The following is an 18,675-nucleotide window of genomic DNA, read 5'->3' as shown; positions in this document are numbered from 1 at the left end:
GCCGTAGGAAATGTCGACGAAGATCAAGCCGAGCAAGGGCGCACCGTACGCGCGCATCCTCGGCGTGGGCGGCTACCGTCCGGTCCGGGTCGTCCCGAACGAGGTGATCCTGGAGACGATCGACTCGTCCGACGAGTGGATTCGCTCGCGTTCGGGCATCGAGACCCGGCACTGGGCGAACGACGAGGAGACCGTCGCCGCGATGTCCGTCGAGGCGTCGGGCAAGGCGATCGCGGACGCGGGGATCTCCGTCGAGCAGATCGGCGGCGTGATCGTGGCCACGGTCTCGCACTTCAAGCAGACCCCGGCCGTGGCGACGGAGATCGCGGACAAGCTGGGCACGAACAAGGCCGCCGCGTTCGACATCTCGGCCGGCTGCGCGGGCTTCGGCTACGGCCTCACCCTCGCCAAGGGCATGGTCGTCGAGGGCAGCGCCGAGTACGTGCTGGTCATCGGCGTGGAGCGGCTGTCCGACCTGACCGACCTGGAGGACCGCGCGACGGCCTTCCTGTTCGGTGACGGCGCGGGCGCGGTCGTGGTCGGCCCCTCGAAGGAGCCGGCGATCGGCCCGACCGTGTGGGGTTCGGAGGGCGACAAGTCCGACACCATCAAGCAGACCGTGCCGTGGACCGAGTACGACTCCACGGGCAAGTTCCCTGCGATCACGCAGGAGGGCCAGGCGGTGTTCCGCTGGGCCGTGTTCGAGATGGCGAAGGTCGCCCAGCAGGCGCTGGACGCGGCCGGGATCACCCCGGACGACCTGGATGTCTTCATTCCCCACCAGGCCAACGAGCGGATCATCGACTCGATGGTGAAGACGCTGAAACTGCCGGAGCACGTCACGGTCGCGCGTGACGTACGCACCACCGGCAACACCTCGGCCGCCTCGATTCCGCTCGCTATGGAGCGGCTTCTGGCGACCGGCGAGGCGAAGAGCGGCGACACCGCGCTCGTCATCGGCTTCGGGGCGGGTCTTGTGTACGCCGCGACGGTCGTTACCCTCCCCTAGGCACTCCGTGCCGGATCATCATCGGATCCGGACCGGAAGCAACGCCACACCCTCTGGATCACAAAGAAGGAGCGCCTGACATGGCCGCCACTCAGGAAGAGATCGTCGCCGGTCTCGCCGACATCGTGAACGAGATCGCCGGCATCCCGGTTGAGGACGTCCAGCTGGACAAGTCCTTCACCGACGACCTGGACGTCGACTCGCTGTCCATGGTCGAGGTCGTCGTCGCCGCCGAAGAGCGCTTCGACGTCAAGATCCCCGACGAGGACGTCAAGAACCTCAAGACGGTCGGCGACGCGACCGACTACATCCTCAAGAACCAGGGCTGAGCCACTTCGTAGGCCCGGACCACCCGGTCCGAGCCACCTCGTAGGCCCGGCTGCATGGCCCCGCCACCCGGCGGTGGCGCCGCTTAATCCTCGTACCGTTGGAGAGAGAATTCCCGTGAGCCCGACCAATCGCACCGTGGTCGTCACCGGTATCGGCGCAACCACACCGCTGGGTGGCGACGCAGCCTCGACCTGGGAGGGTCTGATCGCCGGCAAGTCCGGTGTGAAGCCCCTGGAGCAGGAGTGGGCCGCCGAGCAGGCGGTCCGTATCGCCGCGCCGGCCGCCGTGGACCCCTCCGAGGTCATCCCGCGTCCGCAGGCCCGCCGCCTGGACCGCTCGGCGCAGTTCGCGCTGATCGCGGCCAAGGAGGCCTGGGCGGACGCCGGTTTCACCGACAAGGCCGGTGAGGACACGTCCGTCGACCCCGACCGGCTCGGCACCGTCATCGCCTCCGGCATCGGCGGTGTGACGACCCTGCTCGACCAGTACGACGTGCTGAAGGAGAAGGGCGTCCGCCGCGTCTCCCCGCACACCGTCCCCATGCTGATGCCGAACGGCCCGTCCGCCAACGTGGGTCTGCTCGTCGGCGCCCGCGCGGGCGTCCACACGCCGGTCTCCGCGTGCGCCTCCGGCGCCGAGGCCATCGGCTACGCCATCGAGATGATCCGCACCGGCCGCGCCGACGTCGTGGTCGCGGGTGGCACGGAGGCGGCCATCCACCCGCTCCCCATCGCCGCGTTCGGCAACATGATGGCGATGTCCAAGAACAACGACGACCCGCAGGGCGCCTCGCGTCCCTACGACACCGGCCGTGACGGCTTCGTCCTCGGCGAGGGCGCCGGCGTCCTGGTCCTGGAGTCCGCCGAGCACGCCGCGAAGCGCGGTGCCCGGGTGTACGCCGAGGCGGTCGGGCAGGGCATCTCCGCCGACGGCCACGACATCGTGCAGCCGGAGCCGGAGGGGCGTGGCATCTCGCAGGCCCTGCGGAACCTGATGGACAACACCGACCTGGACGCGGCGGAGATCGTGCACGTGAACGCGCACGCGACGTCGACGCCGGCCGGTGACGTGGCCGAACTGAAGGCGCTGCGCAAGGTGTTCGGCGACGACGCGGACCACATGGCGGTCTCCGCGACCAAGTCGATGACCGGTCACCTGCTGGGTGGCGCGGGCGGCGTCGAGTCGGTCGCGACGGTCCTCGCCCTCTACAACCGGATCGCGCCGCCGACCATCAACGTCGAGAACCTCGACCCGGAGGCGGAGGCCAACGCGGACGTCGTCCGCGGCGAGGCGCGCAAGCTGCCGGTCGAGGGCCGGATCGCCGCCCTGAACGACTCGTTCGGGTTCGGTGGGCACAACGTGGTGCTGGCGTTCCGTACGGTCTGAGAATTTCCTGTACGACGCTGAAGGGCCCCCACCTGCTGGTGGGGGCCCTTCGCGTGTCCTCGGGTCCGGAACTCAGACCACCTGGTGCAGCCAGCGCACCGGAGCGCCCTCGCCCGCGTACCTGAACGGCTCCAACTCGTCGTCCCACGGCTTGCCGAGGAGCTTGGCGATGTCGGCTTCCAGGTTGGTCTCGCCCTGTTGGGAGCGGGTCAGGGCCGCGCGGAGGCGGTCCTCCGGGATCAGGATGTCGCCGTGGATGCCGGTGACGGCGTGGAAGATGCCGAGGTCGGGGGTGCAGCTGTAGCGCTCGCCCTCGGCGGTGGGGCAGGGCTCCGCGGTGACCTCGAAGCGGAGGAGGTGCCAACCGCGCAGCGCGGACGCCAGCTTGGAGGCGGTGCCGACCTCGGCCTGCCAGGAGAATTCGGAGCGCCATGTTCCGGGAGCCGCGGGCTGTCGGATCCAGTCGAGGCTGACGCGTGTGCCGAGCACCCCGGCGACGGCCCACTCGACGTGCGGGCACAGCGCGCGCGGCGCGGAGTGCACGTACAGAACTCCACGTGTCGTCACCGGGACCTCCGGACAGAGCGGGGCATCTTGCAGACTGGCGAACGGCGGCGGCAGGGCAGCCACGTTGAGGGCGAGGCTACCGTGCGGCGGCGCGCGGAGTGTGACGTACCGTCCGTCCCACTACCAGGAAACGCTGCCATTCACCCATGGGGACGCTTGTACGGGGGTGTGCCGTTGCATCGCACACGTGCGGGAACCATGGCGCGTTGTTATGGGTTGAGACCGTTATGGAGGGGATGGGTCTCAACATGCGAATCCGACGTCTTCGTTCACGGGCCGCGCTCGCCGTCGTAACGGCGGCCGTGCTGGGCGCGGCCGGCTGCGACGGAAGCGGGGGCACATCCTCCGGCACCCACAGCAAGAGCGGTACGGCGGCCAAGGCGAAGCCCGCGCCGCTGTGGGACCCCAGCCCGTCCTCGGTGGCGGCGGTCGGCGACTCCATCACCCGCGGTTTCGACGCCTGTACGGTCCTGTCGGACTGCCCGGAGGTGTCCTGGGCGACGGGCAGTTCGGCCTCCGTCGACAGTCTCGCCGTACGACTGCTGGGGAGGACGGGCGCGGCCGAGCGCAGTTGGAACTACGCGGAGACCGGGGCGCGGATGGCCGACCTGCCCGCGCAGATGCGTCAGGCGGCGGCCCGCAAGCCGCAGTTGGTCACGGTGATGGTGGGCGCCAACGACGCCTGCCGGGCCTCGACCTCGGCGATGACCTCCGTGGCCGACTTCCGCACCGGATTCGAGGAGTCGCTCAAGACGCTGCGCCGGTCACTGCCCAAGACGCAGGTCTACGTCGCGAGCGTGCCGAATCTCAAGCGGCTCTGGTCGCAGGGGCGGACGAACCCGCTGGGCAAGGAGATCTGGAAGCTGGGCATCTGCCCCTCGATGCTGGCCGACGCGGACGCCCTGGACTCGGCGGCGACCGAGCGGCGGGACACGGTGCAGGACCGGGTGGAGTCGTACAACAAGGTGCTGGAGCAGGTGTGCGCGACGGACGAGCGGTGCCGCTTCGACGGGGGCGCGGTCTACGACTACCGCTTCGGCACGGACCAGTTGAGCCACTGGGACTGGTTCCACCCCAGCACGGACGGCCAGGCGCGGCTCGCCGAGATCGCCTACCGCCGCGTCATCGCGCGCACGCCCGTGACCTAGGGTTTCCCTCATGAGCGAACTTTTCGGCACCCTTCCCGACGGCACGCCCGTGCACCGCTGGACCCTGGAGCGGGCCGGTGTGCGGGTGCGGGTGCTGTCGTACGGCGGGATCGTGCAGTCGGTGGAGGTTCCGGACCGGGCGGGGCACGCGGCGGACGTGGTGCTCGGGTTCGTGGATCTGGACGGCTATCTCGCGCACCCGGAGCCGTATCTCGGCGCTCTGGTCGGGCGGTACGCGAACCGGATCGCGGGCGGCCGTTTCCCGCTGGAGGGCGTCACTTACTCGTTGGCACAGAACAACGCGCCGAACTCGCTGCACGGCGGCGAGCGCGGTTTCGACAAGCGGGTGTGGGACGTCGAGCCGGTCGAGCACGGGCTGCGGCTCGGCCGGGTCAGCGCGCACGGCGAGGAGGGCTTCCCGGGGCGCCTGACCGTCTCGGCGACGTACACGCTGGACGCGTCGGGCGCGCTGAGCCTCGCCTACGAGGCGACGACGGACGCGCCGACCGTCGTGAACCTCACGAACCACAGCTACTTCGACCTGAGCGGCGCGGGCAGCTCCGGCGGCGCGGGCGGTCATGAACTGCGGCTCGCCGCCTCGCGGTTCACCCCCGTCGACGCCGACCTGATCCCGACCGGCACGCTCGACGACGTGGCGGGCACGCGCTTCGACTTCCGCGAGGCACGGAAGGTGGGCTCCGGCTACGACCACAACTTCGTCCTCGACAAGGGCCTGACCCCGGCCCCCGTCGAGATCGCCGAGCTGTACGACCCGGCGTCCGGGCGGGTGTTGACGATGGCGACGACCGAGCCCGGCATCCAGCTCTACACCGGTGAGCATCTGGGCGAGCCGTTCGCCCCGGGGGCCGGGATCGCCCTGGAGACCCAGCACTTCCCGGACTCCCCGAACCGCCCGGAGTTCCCGAGCACGGAGCTGCTCCCGGGCGAGATCTACCGCTCGGAGACGGTGTACGGCTTCTCGGCCCGCTGATCGTGATGACGCGGGCATGAATGAGCCCCGGTCCAGGGGTCAGGTCCCGGACCGGGGCTGTCTGAGGGGGACGGCGTCCCGGATCAGACGTTAATCGTCGTCGAGACCCTGCGGTCGGTGATCGAGCGTCCGGCCTGGATCTCGTACGAACCCTTTACAAATGCCCACGCGTTCGCCGTCTCATCCCATATCTCGAAAGATCTGCGCGGAAGTTCGACGAGTACGTCGACGCTCTCGCCGGGCCCGGCCTCGACCCCGGCGAATCCGGCCAGCCAGCGGGCCGGACGCTCCGGATCGGTGTCGGTATCGGTATCGGTATCGCTCGGGGCGAGATAGACCTGAACGACCTCACGACCGTGCCGCGCACCGGAGTTGGTGACCCGGACGGTGACAGCCGAACCGTCCGTCTTGATCTCGTCGTAGGTCCAGTCGGTGTAACCGAGGCCGTGCCCGAAGGGGTACGACGGGCTGCGGCCCTCCTTCTCCCAGGCGCGGTAGCCGATGAACACGCCCTCGGTGTACGGGAGTTCACCGTTGTCCGGGACGACCTGGGTGACCGGTGCGTCGGTCAGGGAGCCCCAGGTGGTGGGGAGCCGGCCGCCGGGTTCATGGGCGCCGGTGAGGACGTCGGCGAGGGCGGCGCCGCCCTCCTGGCCCGGGAACCAGCTGAGCAGCACGGCGGCGACCTTCTCGCGCCAGGGCAGTTCGACCGGGGAGCCGGAGTTGACGATCACGACGGTGTTCGGGTTGGCGGCGGCGACGGCGTGCACCAAGTCGTCCTGGCGGCCGGGCAGTTGCAGGTCCTTGCGGTCGTAGCCCTCCGACTCGACGCGCTCGGTGGTGGCGACCACGACGACGGCGGTGTCGGCGGCGCGGGCAGACTCGACGGCCTCGGCGATGAGTTCGTCCGGGTCGCGCTGCGGTTCCTGGTGGACGAGGGTGAAGCCGATGACCTTGAGGTCGCGGTTCTCGGAGAAGCTCACGACGTAGGTCAGGGACACCTCGACCGGGGTGCCTGCGGCGAGTTCGACGCGGGCTCGGGGTTCGGGGGCGCCGAAGAAGGAGCTGAACGGGTCGTCCTTGACCGGGCGTTGGACGTCGTCGTAGTACGTCGTGCCGTCGACGGTGAGGGTGAAGGCGCCGAGTCCCTTGATGCCGAAGGTGTGGTGGCCGGTGTCGCGCGGGGTGAAGGTGCCGGTGAGTTCGACGGTGCGGAGGGTGTCGTAGGTGACGCCCTCGGGGAGGTCCGCGCCCATCCACCGGAGTTGCCCGCTGGGCACGGAGGCGGTGCCGATGACGGCACCCTCGGCGTCCCGGCAGATCACGCGCAGTTCGAACCCCTTGTCGGCGGCGGCTAGTTCGGTGTTCGGGTCGGCGCCGACGGCGTAGGTCAGGGTGCCTTCGGGGAGGGCGGCGGTGAGGCCGTCGAGCGGGGAGACGACATGGGGCGGGAAGACGATGGCGGAGCCGCCGCCGAGGACGCGGGCGTCGCGGGCGGCGGCGCCGATGAGCGCCACGGTGCCGTTCGGCTTCAGCGGAAGGGCGTTGTCCTGGTTCCGCACGAGGACGAAGGAGCGGCGGGCGATCTCACGGGCGAGCGCCTCGCCGTCGACGGGGGCCGGGAGTCGGTCCCGCGCCACGACGGGCTCGGCGCCGTCCAGGATGCCGACGCGGGCGGCGAGCCGCAGCACGTTCCGTACGGCGGCGTCGACGGTGGCCTCGGCGACCTCGCCGGCCCGCACGGCCCGGGCGAGGGCCGCGCCGTAGACCGTCTTCGGGCCGGGCATGGCCACGTCGAGGCCGCCCTCGATGGCGCCGACCGTGGAGCGGGCGGCGGTCCAGTCGGAGACGTTGAAGCCGTCGAAGCCCCATTCGCCGCGCAGGATCCCGTTCACGAGGAGGCGGTGCTCGGTCATCGTGGTGCCGTTGACCGTGTTGTAGGCGGTCATGACGCCCCAGGGGCGGGCGTGCTCGACGATGAGCTCGAAGGGGGCCAAGTACAGCTCGCGCAGGGCGCGTTGGGAGATGAGGTTGTCGACGGTGAAGCGGTCGGTCTCGGCGTCGTTGGCGACGAAGTGCTTGACCGTGGTGCCGACTCCGCCCTCTTGTACGCCTGTTACGTATCCGACGCCGATCCGTCCGGTGAGGTAGGGGTCCTCGCTGTACGCCTCGAAGTGCCGTCCGCCGAGCGGGGAGCGGTGCAGGTTGACGGTCGGGGCGAGGAGCACGTGGACGCCCTTGCGGCGGGCCTCCTGGGCGAGCAACGTGCCCGCGCGGCGGGCGAGTTCGGGGTCCCAGGTGGCGGCGAGGGCGGTGGGGGACGGCAGGGCGACGGACGGGTCGTCGGCGGTCCAGCGCACGCCCCGGACGCCGATCGGACCGTCGGACATGACGAGGGACCGCAGGCCGATCTCCGGGAGCGCGGGCAGCGACCACATGTCCTGACCGGCGAGCAGTCGCGCCTTGGCGTCCAGGTCGAGCCTGCCGAGTGCCGCCTCGACGACTGCTTCACGGGGTCCCGCCATCGCGATGCCTCCTCGTTGAGTCCGTGGGGTGCCTCCAGGTGGTGCGCGCCTCCATCGTGCATCGATCGCCTGTTGAGCGGTAGGTTTCGTAACCTTGCTGTTATGTGAACTGTCGCGGGGTGTCGTACGGTGACGCCATGAACGCCACGAACGCCAGGACCCGGCGCGAGGAGCGGCGCGCCGAGATCGTGCGGGCGGCGCTGGAGGTGATCGCCGAGCGCGGCTACCGGGGCGCGAGCCTGGCGGCGGTGGCCGAGCGGGTCGGGCTGACCCAGCAGGGCCTGCTGCACTACTTCCCCACGAAGGACGCGCTGCTCGTCGCCGTCCTGGAGGAACGGGACCAGTGGGACGCCGTACCGAACAGCCGCTGGCGGGTCGACCTGCTGGCCTCCCTGGTCGAGTACAACGCGATGCGGCCCGCGATCATCCAGACCTTCTCCGCGCTCCTCGGCGAGAGCGTCACGGAGGGGCATCCGGCACGGGACTACTTCACCGAGCGGTACGCCCGGGTGCGGGCGAACATGGCGGGGGTGCTGCGCGCCGAGTACGGCGACCGCCTGCCGAACGGGCTGACACCCGAGCGGGCGGCTCCGCTGCTGGTCGCGGTGATGGACGGATTGCAGTACCAGTGGCTGCTGGATCCGGAGTCGGTGGACATGCCGGGGGCGTTCCGGGACTTCCTGGCGTTGCTGGGCGAGGGGTGAGGATCTGCCGGCCATGACGCGCGAGACGCGCGAGAGGGGCGCCCGCCGCAACGGACGCCCCTCCGGCCGGCTCGGTCAGGATGCGGCGTTCGGCACCTCACCCGCCTTGTCCGCGACGCCAACTCCCAGGAGCGCGGCGTCGGTTGTGCCGAGGTAGTGGAGGCTCGACGCGTCGAAGACCCAGGCGTAGTTCTTCGGGGCACCGGCGAAGGCGAGGCCTACGCCGTTCCGTCCGGCGGCGTCCTTGACGTGGTCCACGACGTGTACGCCCGGGAGTTGGGCGAGGGCGCGGTAGATCGCGGCGCTGAGGTCGGGCAGCAGGGTGGCGTCGCCGATGATGGCGCCGAGGTTCTCGACGACGACTTCCGTACGGCGGGCGGGCTTCACGTTCCCGGCGTCGGCGGAGAGCTTCTTCAGCAGGGCGTCGGGGTCGGTGGGCAGGGCCTGGAGCTGCTGGAAGGTGAGGTATCCGGCGCCGCTCATGGTCATGGTCATCTTCTTGGCGGGGTCGGCGATCGCGACGCCCGTCCGCAGCCCTTCCGCCTTTCCGTCCACCGCGTCCCACTGCTCCTGCCGGACGGCTCCCGCGTACGCCTTCACCGTGCCGGTCCCCTTGTGCTGCGCGAGCTCTTCGACGGTGCTGAAGTCGACGCCCAACTCGGCCGCCGATCCTTGGGACTTGGTGTAGACGAACTGGTCGCCGCGGGCCGTGACGACCGGGCGGGAGGCCGCGGCCAGGGCGATGCGGTCCAGCAACTGGGTGGCCTTCCGGTGGTCGGCGGCGGCGGAGGTGCCGGGCTTGCCGTCCTGTCCGTTGCCGACCGCGACCACGCCCAGGCCGACGACGGCGGCGAGGGCGAGCGGCGCGGCGACGAGCACGAAGCGTCGGCGCGCGGGGCGCCCGGGTGCGGTGGCCGTCGTATCGAACTGCTCGTGGGCGGTGTCGTGTTCGCGGGTGATGTGCTGCATCAGGTGTTCCCTCAGTACGCGGTGGCGGTCCCGCGAGAGCACCGGACGGCCCGGGGCGGGCAGCAACTCGGCCAGTTCCTGGGGGTCGGTGTTCATCGCTTCTCCTGCGTGGACTTGTGGGTGGACCGAGCCGCCTGGTGGCGGCTACCCGGTGACTGTCCGACCGGGGCCGGGCGTTGCGTTCCCTGTCTGACTTCGCGTTCGAGTTCGCGCTCGGTGAGCTTGCGCAGGCGTTTGCGTGCGCGCGAGAGCCGGGAGCGTACGGTGCCGACGGCGACACCCAGGGCCTCGGCGGCCGTGGCCGCGTCCAGCCCCTCCCACACGCAGAGCGTGAACACCTCGCGCTCCCCGCGCCGCATCAGGCTCAACGCCCTTTGCGCGGCGGCCAGTTCCGCGCTGTCGGCGAGGCGCTGCGTCACCTCGTCGGCGAAGTCCGGCACCGGATCGGGAGGCGGAATCCTGGAGAGCGCGGCCTGGTGTCTTCGCGCGGCCCGCGCCGTGTTGCGCGCGACGTTCGTCGCGATGCCCAGCAGCCACGGCCGCAGACCGTCCTCCCCCGGCAGCACCCGCTCACGCAGCCGCCACGCCTCCAGGAAGGTCAGCGACACGATGTCGTCGGCGACGACCCAGTTGCCGGTCATCCGCACGGCATGCCGGTGGACCACCGAGGCGTGCTCGTCGAAAAGGTGCCTGAACGCGTCCGGGTCGCCGTCCCGCACACGGGCGCGCAGTGAATTCTCCACACCCGTCCCTGTCCGCGGCGCGGCCAGCGCTGCGATGATTCACCTCACACAACCGGGCGCAGCCCATGGCCTGTTACCGCTACTGCTACCGCTCAGCTACTGCCGCCAGAGGACAGCGAGCGTCTTGCTCACCACGCACACGAGGGCGAGGACGAGAGCCCAGTCGTAGGCCCCGGCGAGCCCCAGCGCGACGACCCCGGCACCGAACCACACCACCTCGAACCCGACCCGGCCGGCGCCCCGCACCTTGTACTTGGCCTTCGGCGAACCGCACAACCCCCACAGCACGGCGAGCACCGCGGGCCCACCGAGCCCGAGCAGCCAGGTCAGCGGCGTGGCGAGGTCCCGCGTGAACCCCCAGTAGCCGACGGCCACGAGGACGCCGAGCTCGATGGCGAAGAGGACGCCGAGGTTCGCTGCTTTCGCTGTCTGCGTTGCCGTCATGGGCGGCAGTATCACCCGCCGGGGGTCACTCCGTCCCACGCACCGCGGCCACGACCTCCACCTCGATCAGCGCCTCCGGCCGGAACAGTCGCGGCACCTCGAAGGTCATGCTGGTGGGTGGGGTGCCGGTGAGGAACTGCCTTCGTACGGTGCCGTATTCGTCAAGCCTGCTGATGTCGGTCAGGTAGGTGCGGATGTTGATGACGTCGGCGAGGGTCGCGCCGTGGGCCTTGAGGAGGGCGGCGATGGTTTCGAAGACGCCTCGGCTCTGCTCGGCGAGGGTCGCGCCCTCGGCGATCTGGCCGGAGAGGAACAACAGGGCGCTCCCGTCGGCGTGTTGGACGCGGGCGACCTGTGAGTAGTACGGGCTCAGGGGCTGGGGCGCGGCGGCGGGGTTGTCCAGGGTGATGCGCATGGCGTCGACGCCAGGTCCGGCCCCGGAGTGCGACAAGCGAATGTCTAGCATGGCCGACATGCCCTCCCCGCATGGCAGTTCGTCGGACGACACCGCTCCCGACCTCTCCACCGTCTGGTTGCGGGTGTTCCTGGAGGTCGCCCGGCACGGGTCGTTCACCGTGGCCGCACGGGTGTTGGGGTGGACGCAGTCGGCGGTGTCGCGGCAGATCTCCTCGCTGGAGGCCGCGCTCGGTGGGGCGCCGTTGTTCGACCGGTTGCCGAGAGGGGTGCGGCTCACGGAGGCGGGGCGGGTGTTCGTGCCGCACGCCGAGGCCGTCGTCGAGGAACTGCGCGGAGCCGGGCGGGAGTTGGCGGCACTGCGTGAACTGGCGGGTGGGCGGGTGCGGTTCGGCGCGTTCGCCAGCGCCGACGCGGCGTTCATGCCGCGCGCCCTCGCGACGTTCCGGGACCGGCATCCGGCCGTACGACTGTCCCGCGAGGAGGGCCTCACCCCACGCCTGCTGGACCGGCTTGCCTCCGGGCATCTCGACCTGGCGATCGTCTCCACGACGGGTCGGGCCTCGCTCGACGCCTACGAACTCCACCATCTCCTCGACGAGTCGCTGTACGTCGCCGTGCCGGCCGGTCACCCCCTCGCCGGTCAGGGACCGGTCCGTCTCGCCCAACTCGCCGACGCCGACTGGATATCCGGCAGCGCCCGCCCCGAGGGCACCCTCCTCGACGCGGCCCTGCGGCAGGGCTTCCGCCCGCGTATCGCCCATGTCGTCGCCGAGTGGACCGCGAAGGAGGGCTACGTCGCCGCGGGCCTCGGCGTGACCCTGGTCCCGGCCCTCGCCGCCGACTCCGTACGACCGGACATCGCGCTGCTGCCGGTACTCGACGAGGGGGCACCGGCGCGGGCGGTGTACGCGGCGACGGTGCGGGGGCGGTCGTTGTCGGCGACGGGGACGGCGTTCGTGGGGGTGTTGCGGGAGGTGGCGGCGCGGAAGTCCTAGATCCGCCGCACAGCCGACCGCACAGCCGACCGAGCCTCCTACCCCAACCCAGCCATCGACCGCGCAGACGGCCGTACGGACGATGGCGTACCTCCCGCCCGTCGGGCGATACTGCGGCCGTCCGGTACCCGCCAGTCACGCTCCCCACAGCGACGGAAGGTCCCAACCGCCTTGAAATCCATACGTGTTCGCATCGGTCTCCTCGGACTCACCCTGCTGGCGGGGCTCTCGACCCCCGCGACCGCCTCCGCGGCGACCAGTGACTCCGCCACCGCCACGCCGACCGTCGAGGAGCAACGGCTCGAAAAGGCCGTTCCGCAGGAGATTCTCAAGCGGTCCGGATTCGACGTCGTGGCACCGGAGTTCGGCCGGGCGCTGGCAGCCGCGCACAGTTACGCGCAGGCCCGGCGGGTCGTCGTACGCGAAGGGACCGCGTTGTGGCGGCGGGCGGTCGACCGGGCGCAGGGGCGAGGGCCGGCCGGTGGGGATCTCAGCCGGGACGACGATCGGCCGTTGTACTGGGCGCGGTTGGGGATGACTCGGGAAGTTCGGGGCTGGGAGCCCGAGTTCGGGGTCACTGGCACTCAACGGGCCGCGCTGCTCTCCGAGTTGGAGCGGACGTCGCGAGGGCAGAGCAGCATCCGGTATCCGCAGGAGAAGGGGCTCAAGCGGATCCTGGTGACCGGCTTCGACCCGTTCACGCTGGACCAGGACATCCGGATCTCCAATCCGTCGGGGGCCACCGCGCTCGCCCTCGACGGCACGGTGATCCAGACCGCGGGCGGTCCGGCGCGGATCGAGACGGCCATGTTCCCGGTGCGGTGGGCCGACTTCGCGGAAGGGACCGTGGAGTCGGCGCTGCGGCCGTATCTGCCGAAGGTGGATCTGTTCACAACGGTGAGTCAGGGGCGGGTCGGCCGGTTCGACGTCGAGCGGACCAACGGGGCCTGGCGGGGCGGATATCCCGACAATGACAACGTGTCGCGGACGGAGACGATCCCCGTCGCCGACCCGGCCTCGCAGCCCCAGTGGACGTCGACGACCTTGCCGTACAAGGCGATTGTGGCGGCCACCACCGGGCGTTTCCCGGTCTACGACCACACCGACGTGACGGAGATTCCGGCGGGCGGCACCACGCCCGTCGTGCGGCCGGACGGGCCGACCGAGGGGTCCACGGCCCGGTCCGGGGGCGGCGGCAACTACCTCTCCAACGAGATCGCCTACCGGGCGACGCTCCTGCGCGACCGGCTCGGCCTGCACGACTCACTCCCCGGCGGTCATATCCACACGCCGGTACTGCGGTTCGGGACGGGCAACACGGACCCGGCGACAGGCACGATCACCGATCCGGAGTTCATACAGAACAGGGTGGACATCATCGCGCAGGTCAAGGCGATGGTGACAGTGGCGATGGACGCCTCACTCGTCCACTGACTCGGGCCCGCCCGGCGCACCCTCCCGCTCGGTGTCCTCCTCGGTCTCCTCGGTCTCCTCGGTCTCCTCCCCCAACAGGTCCCGCGCCATCATCGTCGCCCCCGCCACCGCCCCCGGCATCAGGAACACCGCGACGAACGGGACCAGGAAGGAGAGGCCGAGGGGGGTGCCGAAGCCCCAGATCAGCGTCTTGCGGGAGCGGAGGAGGGTGAGGCGGTCGCGGAGGTCGACGCCTCGGCGCTGGAGGGCCACGGCCGTCAGCTCCTCGGTGAGGAAGAAGCCCGTGACGAAGAACCCGATCACCGGGATGACCGTCTGCCCGATGAACGGGAGGAAGCCCAGGGCGAAGAGGAGGACGCCCCACAGCAGCGCGCGGACGAGGACGCGGAGGCTGTCGCGGGCGGAGATCCACAGTTCGCGCCAGAGGGGGAGGCCCGATTCGGGGGCCGTGCCGTCCGGGGAGACGTCCCGGTCGACCTTCTCGGAGAGGGTCTCGTAGAAGGGCTGCCCTATGAGCAGCGTGGCGGCGGTGAAGGTCAACACCGAGAGCAGCAGGGCGAGTACGAACAGGACCGCCGTGAGGAAGCCGCGGAACAGGCCCTGCCACGGGCTCGACCAGTCGTCGGCGAAGGGCGTCGTCCAGGTGACGAGGTCATCGCCCCACAGGGCCAGTGCCACCAGCACCGCCACGTACAGGACCAGCGTGATCAGTCCGGGGATCAGCCCGAAGCCGTACTGGCGCCCGTGCCGGGCCATCCAGCGCTGGCCCTTCAGGAGATAGCCGAATCCCGTCCCAAGATCACGCATGGGGCGAACTTTACGGTGCGCCTCACGCACGGTCGACATCTGTTACGGACCCGTGTTCGATACGGCGGTCAGACGCTCACCTCGGACACGGCAACCACGACTCCCCGGTCGGCGGCCGGCGCCATCGCCGCCGTCACCCTTACCGCGGTCGCCCGGGCCACCCGGCCCGTGCGGGAGGTCGCCGCGAGAAGAACCGGCTGGAGGGATTCCAGGGCGGAGACCAGGAGTTCCTCGCCCGCGACCAGCATCGGGCCGGTCGCCCTCGTGGTCGCCGCCGCGGCCTCCGTGAGATCGGCGAGGGGCGGAAGGGCCGCGCGGACGACGCCCACGCCCGCCACCGCGGCCCGTTGCGCGAGGGCCACCTGGAACGGCAGCAGCGGAGCCAGCGCGGCCGTCAACGCCTCGGCGATGCGCCGGAGTTCGGGCGACGCGTCGGCCAGGGCGTCGGCTAGCGCCCTGATCAGCGGGGTGAGGGCGAGCACCGTGCCCGCGACCACGCCCGCCGCCGCGGGCAGCAGCGGGGAGGCCGCCTCGATCAAGTCGCCGAGTGCCGTGGTGAATTCCTCGACCGCCGGTTCCACCGCGTCCAGGACGGGCAGCAGGCTGTCGCCGAGGACGGTGAGGAGCGCCTGCGCCGGTACGCTCACCGGGTGCACGGCCAGCGGCGCGCCGGTCGTGCCGAGCCGGGTCAGGGTGTCGACGATGCGGTAGAACGCCTCCTGGGCCTGCGGCGACGCGCTCGCCTCGGCCAGTTCGGCGGTGGTCTCGCGCAGCACCCGCAGCGCCTCCGCCCCCGAACCGTCGCGTGGATCAAGGGTGTTGATCGCGATCCTGGTGATGTTCCCGGCCGTGTCCAGGAGTTGGCCGGTGATGTCGGTGGTGCTGCGTGCCATGCGCAGCATCTCGTCCCTGCTGGGGAGCGAAGGGATCGTTGCCATGGGAACTCCTCGCCGTGCGCGGTCGTGCGCAGTAGTGCCCTGTGCTCAGCATGCCCCTTCCGTGGCTCCGCGAATGCGCCATCCGGGGCATCGGCGCACCGACAACTTCCTGTTCACCGTTGAGTCGAACAGGTGCGGCCCGCCGTACCGATCTCTGGAACCAAAGAGGAGGTACGCGTGCGCACCATTGCCAGAGCCGTCCCCCCGAGACCCGTTCTGATCACCGACGTCGCCCTGACCACCGACGCCGGTCCACTCCTGCTCCAGCCTCCCGGCCACCGAATGTCGCCGCGCACACACCATTGGAGCCGGCACGGCGGCGCGACCCTCCGTGGGGGAACTCCCGCAGGTCGGACAGGCGTTGTTCACCTTGGCACACACACGTGACGGCACACGCGAGCAGCGGATCAGTGGAGGAGAGCAGATGACCCAGGAGATCCACGGCACCGTAGCCGACGGCTTCGAGCCGGTGCGGGAGGAGTTCGCCGCGTTCGTGGCGACGGAACGCCCGGACTACGAGGGCCAGTTGTGTGCATACGTACATGGCCGACGGGTCGTCGATCTCTGGGCCGGGCCACCCGGCGGCGACGGCGACTCCCTCCATGGCGTGTTCTCGTCCACGAAGGGCGCCGCGCATCTCGTGGTGGCGCTGCTCGTGCAGGACGGCACGCTGGAGCTGGACCGCAAAGTGACGTACTACTGGCCGGAGTTCGCCTCCGAGGGCAAGGGTGCGCTGACGCTGCGCGAACTGCTGGCGCACCGGGCGGGTCTGGTCGGCACGGACAGCGGCTTCAGGCCCGACGAGCTGACCGACGACCGCGCGGTCGCCGAACGCCTCGCCGACCAGCGCCCGTTCTGGCGCCCGGGCACGGCCTTCGGCTATCACGCCCTGGTGATCGGCGCGTTGACCGGCGAGATCGTCCGGCGGGCCACGGGCCGTTCGCTCCAGGACGTGTACGAGGAGAGAGTGCGCGCGCCGTACGGCCTGGACTTCTTCCTCGGCCTGCCGACGGCACACGAGCCCCGATTCCGTACCGTCCAGCCCTGGTTGCCGACCCCGGAGCAGGAGGCGGAGCGCGCCGCACAGCCGCCCGCGCCGCACAGCCTCGCCGCGATCGCCTACAACGAACACGCGGCCCAGCCGACCGATCTGCCGTCGCTGCCGAACGAGCGGGCGATCCGGGCGAAGGGTCCGGCGTCGTTCGGTGGGGTGTCGTCGGCACGCGGCCTGGCCGGCCTGTACGCGGCGGCGATCAGCGCGGTCGAGGACCGGGCACCCCTGCTCAAGCCGGACACGGTGGCGGAGTTCGGCCAGCTGCACTCCGTCGGCTACGACGTGGTGGCCGGCGTACACAAGGCGTACGGCCTGGGATTCCAGGCGACCTCAGCCGCCTGGTACCCCTTCCTGGGCGCCGGCACGATCGGCCACAGCGGCGCGGCGGGCTCCCAGGCCTTCGCCGACCCCCGCAGCGGTCTGGCCTACGGCTACACCAGGCGTCGCTTCACCTACCCCGGCGGAGCGGCCCCCGAGAACACCCGCCTGGTACAAGCCCTCCACAGGTCGACCCTGGCCAACTGACTCAAGAGCATGGGCCCCCACCACCGGTGAGGGCCCACCAACTCCACCAGCGTCTCACCTCAAAGCTTGACGATCATCTTCCCCGTGTTGTCGCCCCGCAACTGCCCGAGGAACGCCTCCAGGTTGTTCTCGATCCCCTCGACGACGGTCTCCCGGTACTTCAGCTCACCGGAAGCCACCCACGCGCCGACCTCGCGCACGAACTCCGGCTGGAGGTCGTAGTGGTCGCCGACGAGGAACCCCTCGATCCGCCCCCGGGTCTGGATGAGACGCCCCAGGTTCTTCGGCCCGGCGACCGGCTCGGTGCTGTTGTAGACCGAGATCATGCCGCAAATGGCAATGCGCCCACGCTCGTTGAGCGACCCGATCGCCGCTTCCAGGTGGTCGCCGCCGACGTTGTCGAAGTAGACGTCGACACCGTCCGGGGCGGCATCGCGGAGCTGCCGGCTGACCGGCCCGTTCTTGTAGTTGAAGGCCGCGTCGAACCCGTACTCCTCGACGAGCAGCTTGACCTTCTCGTCGGATCCGGCGGAGCCGATGACCCGGGAGGCGCCCTTGAGCTTGGCGATCTGCCCGACCTGGCTGCCGACGGCACCCGCGGCGCCGGAGACGAAGACCGAGTCGCCCTCCTTGAAGGAGGCGGTGCGCAGCAGGCCGGCGTAGGCGGTGAGGCCGGTCATGCCGAGGACGCCGAGGTAGGTGGAGAGCGGGGCGAGGTCGGGGGCGACCTTGACGGCGCCCTTGGCGTCGATGGTCGCGTACTCGCGCCAGCCGCCGAAGTGCAGCACGTGGTCGCCGGCCGCGAAGCCCTCGGCGTTCGACTCGACGATCTCGCCGACCGCGCCGCCCTGCATGACCTTGCCGAGCTCGAAGGGGGCCGTGTACGACTTGGCGGCGCTCATGCGGCCGCGCATGTACGGGTCGACGGACAGGTACTTGTTCCGCACCAGCACCTGCCCCTCGCCCGGGGTCCGGGTCTCGGTCTCCACCAGGGCGAAGTCCTCGGGCTTCGGCCAGCCGACGGGACGGCTGAGCAGGTGCCATTCGCGGTTGATCATCACAAGTGCCTTTCCTGGTGCGGGGTCGTGCGGGGTCGTGCGGGGTTTCATGGTGCCAAATGCTTCAGTACCTGAAACAACAATGCTCCTGAATATTTCATGATGTCAAGTAACGGGGTACGCTTCAGCGCATGGCCACACCCGAAAAGACGCGCCGCCTCGACCCCGTGACCATGGAGGTCGTCGAGCTGATCGGCGATGTCGTGTCGCGGTTCTACGCGGACTACGAGGAGGCGGCGGCCGACCACACGCTGACCGGGGCGCAGGCCAGGCTGATCAGCCTGCTGTCCCTGGAGCCGCTGCCGATGCGCAAGCTGGCGCGCAAGCTGAAGTGCGAGCCGTCGAACGTGACGGGCATCGTGGACCGGCTGGAGGCGCGCGGCCTGGTGGAGCGGCGCCCCGACCCCGCCGACCGCCGCGTGAAGCTGGCGGCGGCCACGGACGAGGGCCGCCGGGTGGCCCGCAGTCTGCGCGAGTCACTCCGCTTCGCCCGCGAGCCGCTCGCCGGGCTGTCGGACGAGGAGCGGCTGGCGTTGCGGGGGTTGTTGCAGCGGATGCTGGCGGACTGAGCGACTCGGCACCACCACAAGACCAGGTGACTCACAGGACCCGGCGGCTCAGGAACACCACC

19 protein-coding genes are annotated in these 18,675 nt (G+C 70.6%); 10 read left to right on the top strand and 9 right to left on the bottom strand.

From position 1 onward, the window contains the following. Positions 1 to 10 precede the first annotated feature (10 nt). The 3 genes from ACIRRY_RS08510 to ACIRRY_RS08500 all read left to right on the top strand — a co-directional run bounded on the left by ACIRRY_RS08510 (position 11) and on the right by ACIRRY_RS08500 (position 2,725). Positions 11 to 1,009: a ketoacyl-ACP synthase III gene (locus ACIRRY_RS08510; protein WP_403969293.1), complete on the top strand. Its 999-nt coding sequence runs from the start codon at positions 11 to 13 to the stop codon at positions 1,007 to 1,009. Between the two features lie 80 nt (positions 1,010 to 1,089). Next, a complete protein-coding gene (locus ACIRRY_RS08505; protein WP_019067091.1) occupies positions 1,090 to 1,338 on the top strand; it encodes an acyl carrier protein in 249 nt (82 codons plus the stop codon). Positions 1,339 to 1,453: 115 nt separating this feature from the next. Further along, positions 1,454 to 2,725 carry a beta-ketoacyl-[acyl-carrier-protein] synthase family protein gene (locus tag ACIRRY_RS08500; RefSeq protein ID WP_403969290.1) on the top strand — a complete coding sequence of 424 codons (1,272 nt, stop codon included), beginning with the start codon at positions 1,454 to 1,456 and terminating at the stop codon, positions 2,723 to 2,725. 72 nt (positions 2,726 to 2,797) lie between these two features. Here ACIRRY_RS08500 and ACIRRY_RS08495 read toward each other — a convergent pair whose 3' ends face one another. Continuing rightward, positions 2,798 to 3,292, bottom strand: coding sequence for a DUF3145 domain-containing protein (locus tag ACIRRY_RS08495; protein WP_401948723.1), 495 nt, complete (start codon positions 3,290 to 3,292; stop codon positions 2,798 to 2,800). A gap of 248 nt (positions 3,293 to 3,540) precedes the next feature. On the opposite strand from ACIRRY_RS08495, the gene ACIRRY_RS08490 reads away from it, so the two are divergent. Then, entirely contained in the window at positions 3,541 to 4,440 is a 900-nt protein-coding gene (locus tag ACIRRY_RS08490; RefSeq protein WP_403969287.1) for an SGNH/GDSL hydrolase family protein, read from the top strand. A gap of 10 nt (positions 4,441 to 4,450) precedes the next feature. After that, the gene (locus ACIRRY_RS08485) at positions 4,451 to 5,431 is read left to right on the top strand and encodes an aldose epimerase family protein (RefSeq protein ID WP_403969284.1); all 981 of its coding nucleotides are present in this window, start codon (positions 4,451 to 4,453) and stop codon (positions 5,429 to 5,431) included. 83 nt (positions 5,432 to 5,514) lie between these two features. On the opposite strand, the gene ACIRRY_RS08480 is transcribed toward ACIRRY_RS08485, so the two are convergent. Continuing rightward, the gene (locus ACIRRY_RS08480) at positions 5,515 to 7,956 is read right to left on the bottom strand and encodes a beta-glucosidase H (protein WP_403969281.1); all 2,442 of its coding nucleotides are present in this window, start codon (positions 7,954 to 7,956) and stop codon (positions 5,515 to 5,517) included. 119 nt (positions 7,957 to 8,075) lie between these two features. Here ACIRRY_RS08480 and ACIRRY_RS08475 point away from each other — a divergent pair, with 119 nt between their 5' ends. Next, positions 8,076 to 8,660: a TetR/AcrR family transcriptional regulator gene (locus ACIRRY_RS08475; protein ID WP_403969279.1), complete on the top strand. Its 585-nt coding sequence runs from the start codon at positions 8,076 to 8,078 to the stop codon at positions 8,658 to 8,660. 75 nt (positions 8,661 to 8,735) lie between these two features. On the opposite strand, the gene ACIRRY_RS08470 is transcribed toward ACIRRY_RS08475, so the two are convergent. From ACIRRY_RS08470 to ACIRRY_RS08455, 4 genes are all read right to left on the bottom strand, one after another. After that, positions 8,736 to 9,725: a CU044_5270 family protein gene (locus tag ACIRRY_RS08470; RefSeq protein ID WP_403969276.1), complete on the bottom strand. Its 990-nt coding sequence runs from the start codon at positions 9,723 to 9,725 to the stop codon at positions 8,736 to 8,738. Then, the gene (locus ACIRRY_RS08465; RefSeq protein ID WP_403969273.1) at positions 9,722 to 10,372 is read right to left on the bottom strand and encodes an RNA polymerase sigma factor; all 651 of its coding nucleotides are present in this window, start codon (positions 10,370 to 10,372) and stop codon (positions 9,722 to 9,724) included. Before ACIRRY_RS08465 ends, ACIRRY_RS08470 begins: the two co-directional genes overlap by 4 nt. A 96-nt stretch (positions 10,373 to 10,468) precedes the next feature. Next, the gene (locus ACIRRY_RS08460) at positions 10,469 to 10,816 is read right to left on the bottom strand and encodes a YrdB family protein (protein ID WP_403969271.1); all 348 of its coding nucleotides are present in this window, start codon (positions 10,814 to 10,816) and stop codon (positions 10,469 to 10,471) included. Between the two features lie 25 nt (positions 10,817 to 10,841). After that, positions 10,842 to 11,231: a RidA family protein gene (locus tag ACIRRY_RS08455; protein WP_403969268.1), complete on the bottom strand. Its 390-nt coding sequence runs from the start codon at positions 11,229 to 11,231 to the stop codon at positions 10,842 to 10,844. Positions 11,232 to 11,280: 49 nt separating this feature from the next. Here ACIRRY_RS08455 and ACIRRY_RS08450 point away from each other — a divergent pair, with 49 nt between their 5' ends. Next, positions 11,281 to 12,228, top strand: a complete 948-nt coding sequence (locus ACIRRY_RS08450) for a LysR family transcriptional regulator (protein ID WP_403969265.1) — start codon at positions 11,281 to 11,283, stop codon at positions 12,226 to 12,228. A gap of 171 nt (positions 12,229 to 12,399) precedes the next feature. Beyond that, positions 12,400 to 13,662 carry a pyroglutamyl peptidase gene (locus ACIRRY_RS08445; RefSeq protein WP_403969263.1) on the top strand — a complete coding sequence of 421 codons (1,263 nt, stop codon included), beginning with the start codon at positions 12,400 to 12,402 and terminating at the stop codon, positions 13,660 to 13,662. Here the strand turns inward: ACIRRY_RS08445 and ACIRRY_RS08440 are convergent. Next, positions 13,648 to 14,469, bottom strand: coding sequence for an EI24 domain-containing protein (locus ACIRRY_RS08440; RefSeq protein ID WP_403969260.1), 822 nt, complete (start codon positions 14,467 to 14,469; stop codon positions 13,648 to 13,650). The genes ACIRRY_RS08445 and ACIRRY_RS08440 overlap by 15 nt on opposite strands. 68 nt (positions 14,470 to 14,537) lie before the next feature. Next, on the bottom strand, positions 14,538 to 15,407 hold the full coding sequence (locus ACIRRY_RS08435) for a hypothetical protein (protein WP_403969257.1): 870 nt from the start codon (positions 15,405 to 15,407) through the stop codon (positions 14,538 to 14,540). A 424-nt stretch (positions 15,408 to 15,831) separates the two neighbouring features. Between ACIRRY_RS08435 and ACIRRY_RS08430 the strand changes: the two genes are divergently transcribed. Then, the gene (locus tag ACIRRY_RS08430) at positions 15,832 to 16,986 is read left to right on the top strand and encodes a serine hydrolase domain-containing protein (RefSeq protein ID WP_403969254.1); all 1,155 of its coding nucleotides are present in this window, start codon (positions 15,832 to 15,834) and stop codon (positions 16,984 to 16,986) included. A 59-nt stretch (positions 16,987 to 17,045) separates the two neighbouring features. Here the strand turns inward: ACIRRY_RS08430 and ACIRRY_RS08425 are convergent, their stop codons facing one another. Then, positions 17,046 to 18,044 carry an NADP-dependent oxidoreductase gene (locus ACIRRY_RS08425; RefSeq protein WP_403970857.1) on the bottom strand — a complete coding sequence of 333 codons (999 nt, stop codon included), beginning with the start codon at positions 18,042 to 18,044 and terminating at the stop codon, positions 17,046 to 17,048. A gap of 131 nt (positions 18,045 to 18,175) precedes the next feature. On the opposite strand from ACIRRY_RS08425, the gene ACIRRY_RS08420 reads away from it, so the two are divergent. After that, the gene (locus ACIRRY_RS08420; protein WP_403969251.1) at positions 18,176 to 18,613 is read left to right on the top strand and encodes a MarR family winged helix-turn-helix transcriptional regulator; all 438 of its coding nucleotides are present in this window, start codon (positions 18,176 to 18,178) and stop codon (positions 18,611 to 18,613) included. The last annotated feature ends 62 nt before the right edge of the window (positions 18,614 to 18,675 follow it).

The sequence above is a fragment of the Streptomyces sp. NPDC101776 genome, from assembly GCF_044766845.1.
Classification (GTDB): domain Bacteria; phylum Actinomycetota; class Actinomycetes; order Streptomycetales; family Streptomycetaceae; genus Streptomyces.
Note: the sequence above shows the minus strand (reverse complement) of the source record. Positions and strands in the feature narration are given on the sequence as shown.

Bases quoted from the DNA above. Each gene is read 5' to 3' on its own strand.
- ACIRRY_RS08455 (WP_403969268.1), bottom strand. From the start codon at position 11,231: ATGCGCATCACCCTGGACAACCCCGCCGCCGCGCCCCAGCCCCTGAGC.
- ACIRRY_RS08430 (WP_403969254.1), top strand. From the start codon at position 15,832: ATGACCCAGGAGATCCACGGCACCGTAGCCGACGGCTTCGAGCCGGTG.
- ACIRRY_RS08420 (WP_403969251.1), top strand. From the start codon at position 18,176: ATGGCCACACCCGAAAAGACGCGCCGCCTCGACCCCGTGACCATGGAG.
- ACIRRY_RS08440 (WP_403969260.1), bottom strand. From the start codon at position 14,469: ATGCGTGATCTTGGGACGGGATTCGGCTATCTCCTGAAGGGCCAGCGC.
- ACIRRY_RS08505 (WP_019067091.1), top strand. From the start codon at position 1,090: ATGGCCGCCACTCAGGAAGAGATCGTCGCCGGTCTCGCCGACATCGTG.
- ACIRRY_RS08425 (WP_403970857.1), bottom strand. From the start codon at position 18,044: ATGATCAACCGCGAATGGCACCTGCTCAGCCGTCCCGTCGGCTGGCCG.
- ACIRRY_RS08470 (WP_403969276.1), bottom strand. From the start codon at position 9,725: ATGAACACCGACCCCCAGGAACTGGCCGAGTTGCTGCCCGCCCCGGGC.
- ACIRRY_RS08480 (WP_403969281.1), bottom strand. From the start codon at position 7,956: ATGGCGGGACCCCGTGAAGCAGTCGTCGAGGCGGCACTCGGCAGGCTC.
- ACIRRY_RS08510 (WP_403969293.1), top strand. From the start codon at position 11: ATGTCGACGAAGATCAAGCCGAGCAAGGGCGCACCGTACGCGCGCATC.
- ACIRRY_RS08485 (WP_403969284.1), top strand. From the start codon at position 4,451: ATGAGCGAACTTTTCGGCACCCTTCCCGACGGCACGCCCGTGCACCGC.
- ACIRRY_RS08460 (WP_403969271.1), bottom strand. From the start codon at position 10,816: ATGACGGCAACGCAGACAGCGAAAGCAGCGAACCTCGGCGTCCTCTTC.
- ACIRRY_RS08450 (WP_403969265.1), top strand. From the start codon at position 11,281: ATGGCCGACATGCCCTCCCCGCATGGCAGTTCGTCGGACGACACCGCT.
- ACIRRY_RS08435 (WP_403969257.1), bottom strand. From the start codon at position 15,407: ATGGCAACGATCCCTTCGCTCCCCAGCAGGGACGAGATGCTGCGCATG.
- ACIRRY_RS08490 (WP_403969287.1), top strand. From the start codon at position 3,541: ATGCGAATCCGACGTCTTCGTTCACGGGCCGCGCTCGCCGTCGTAACG.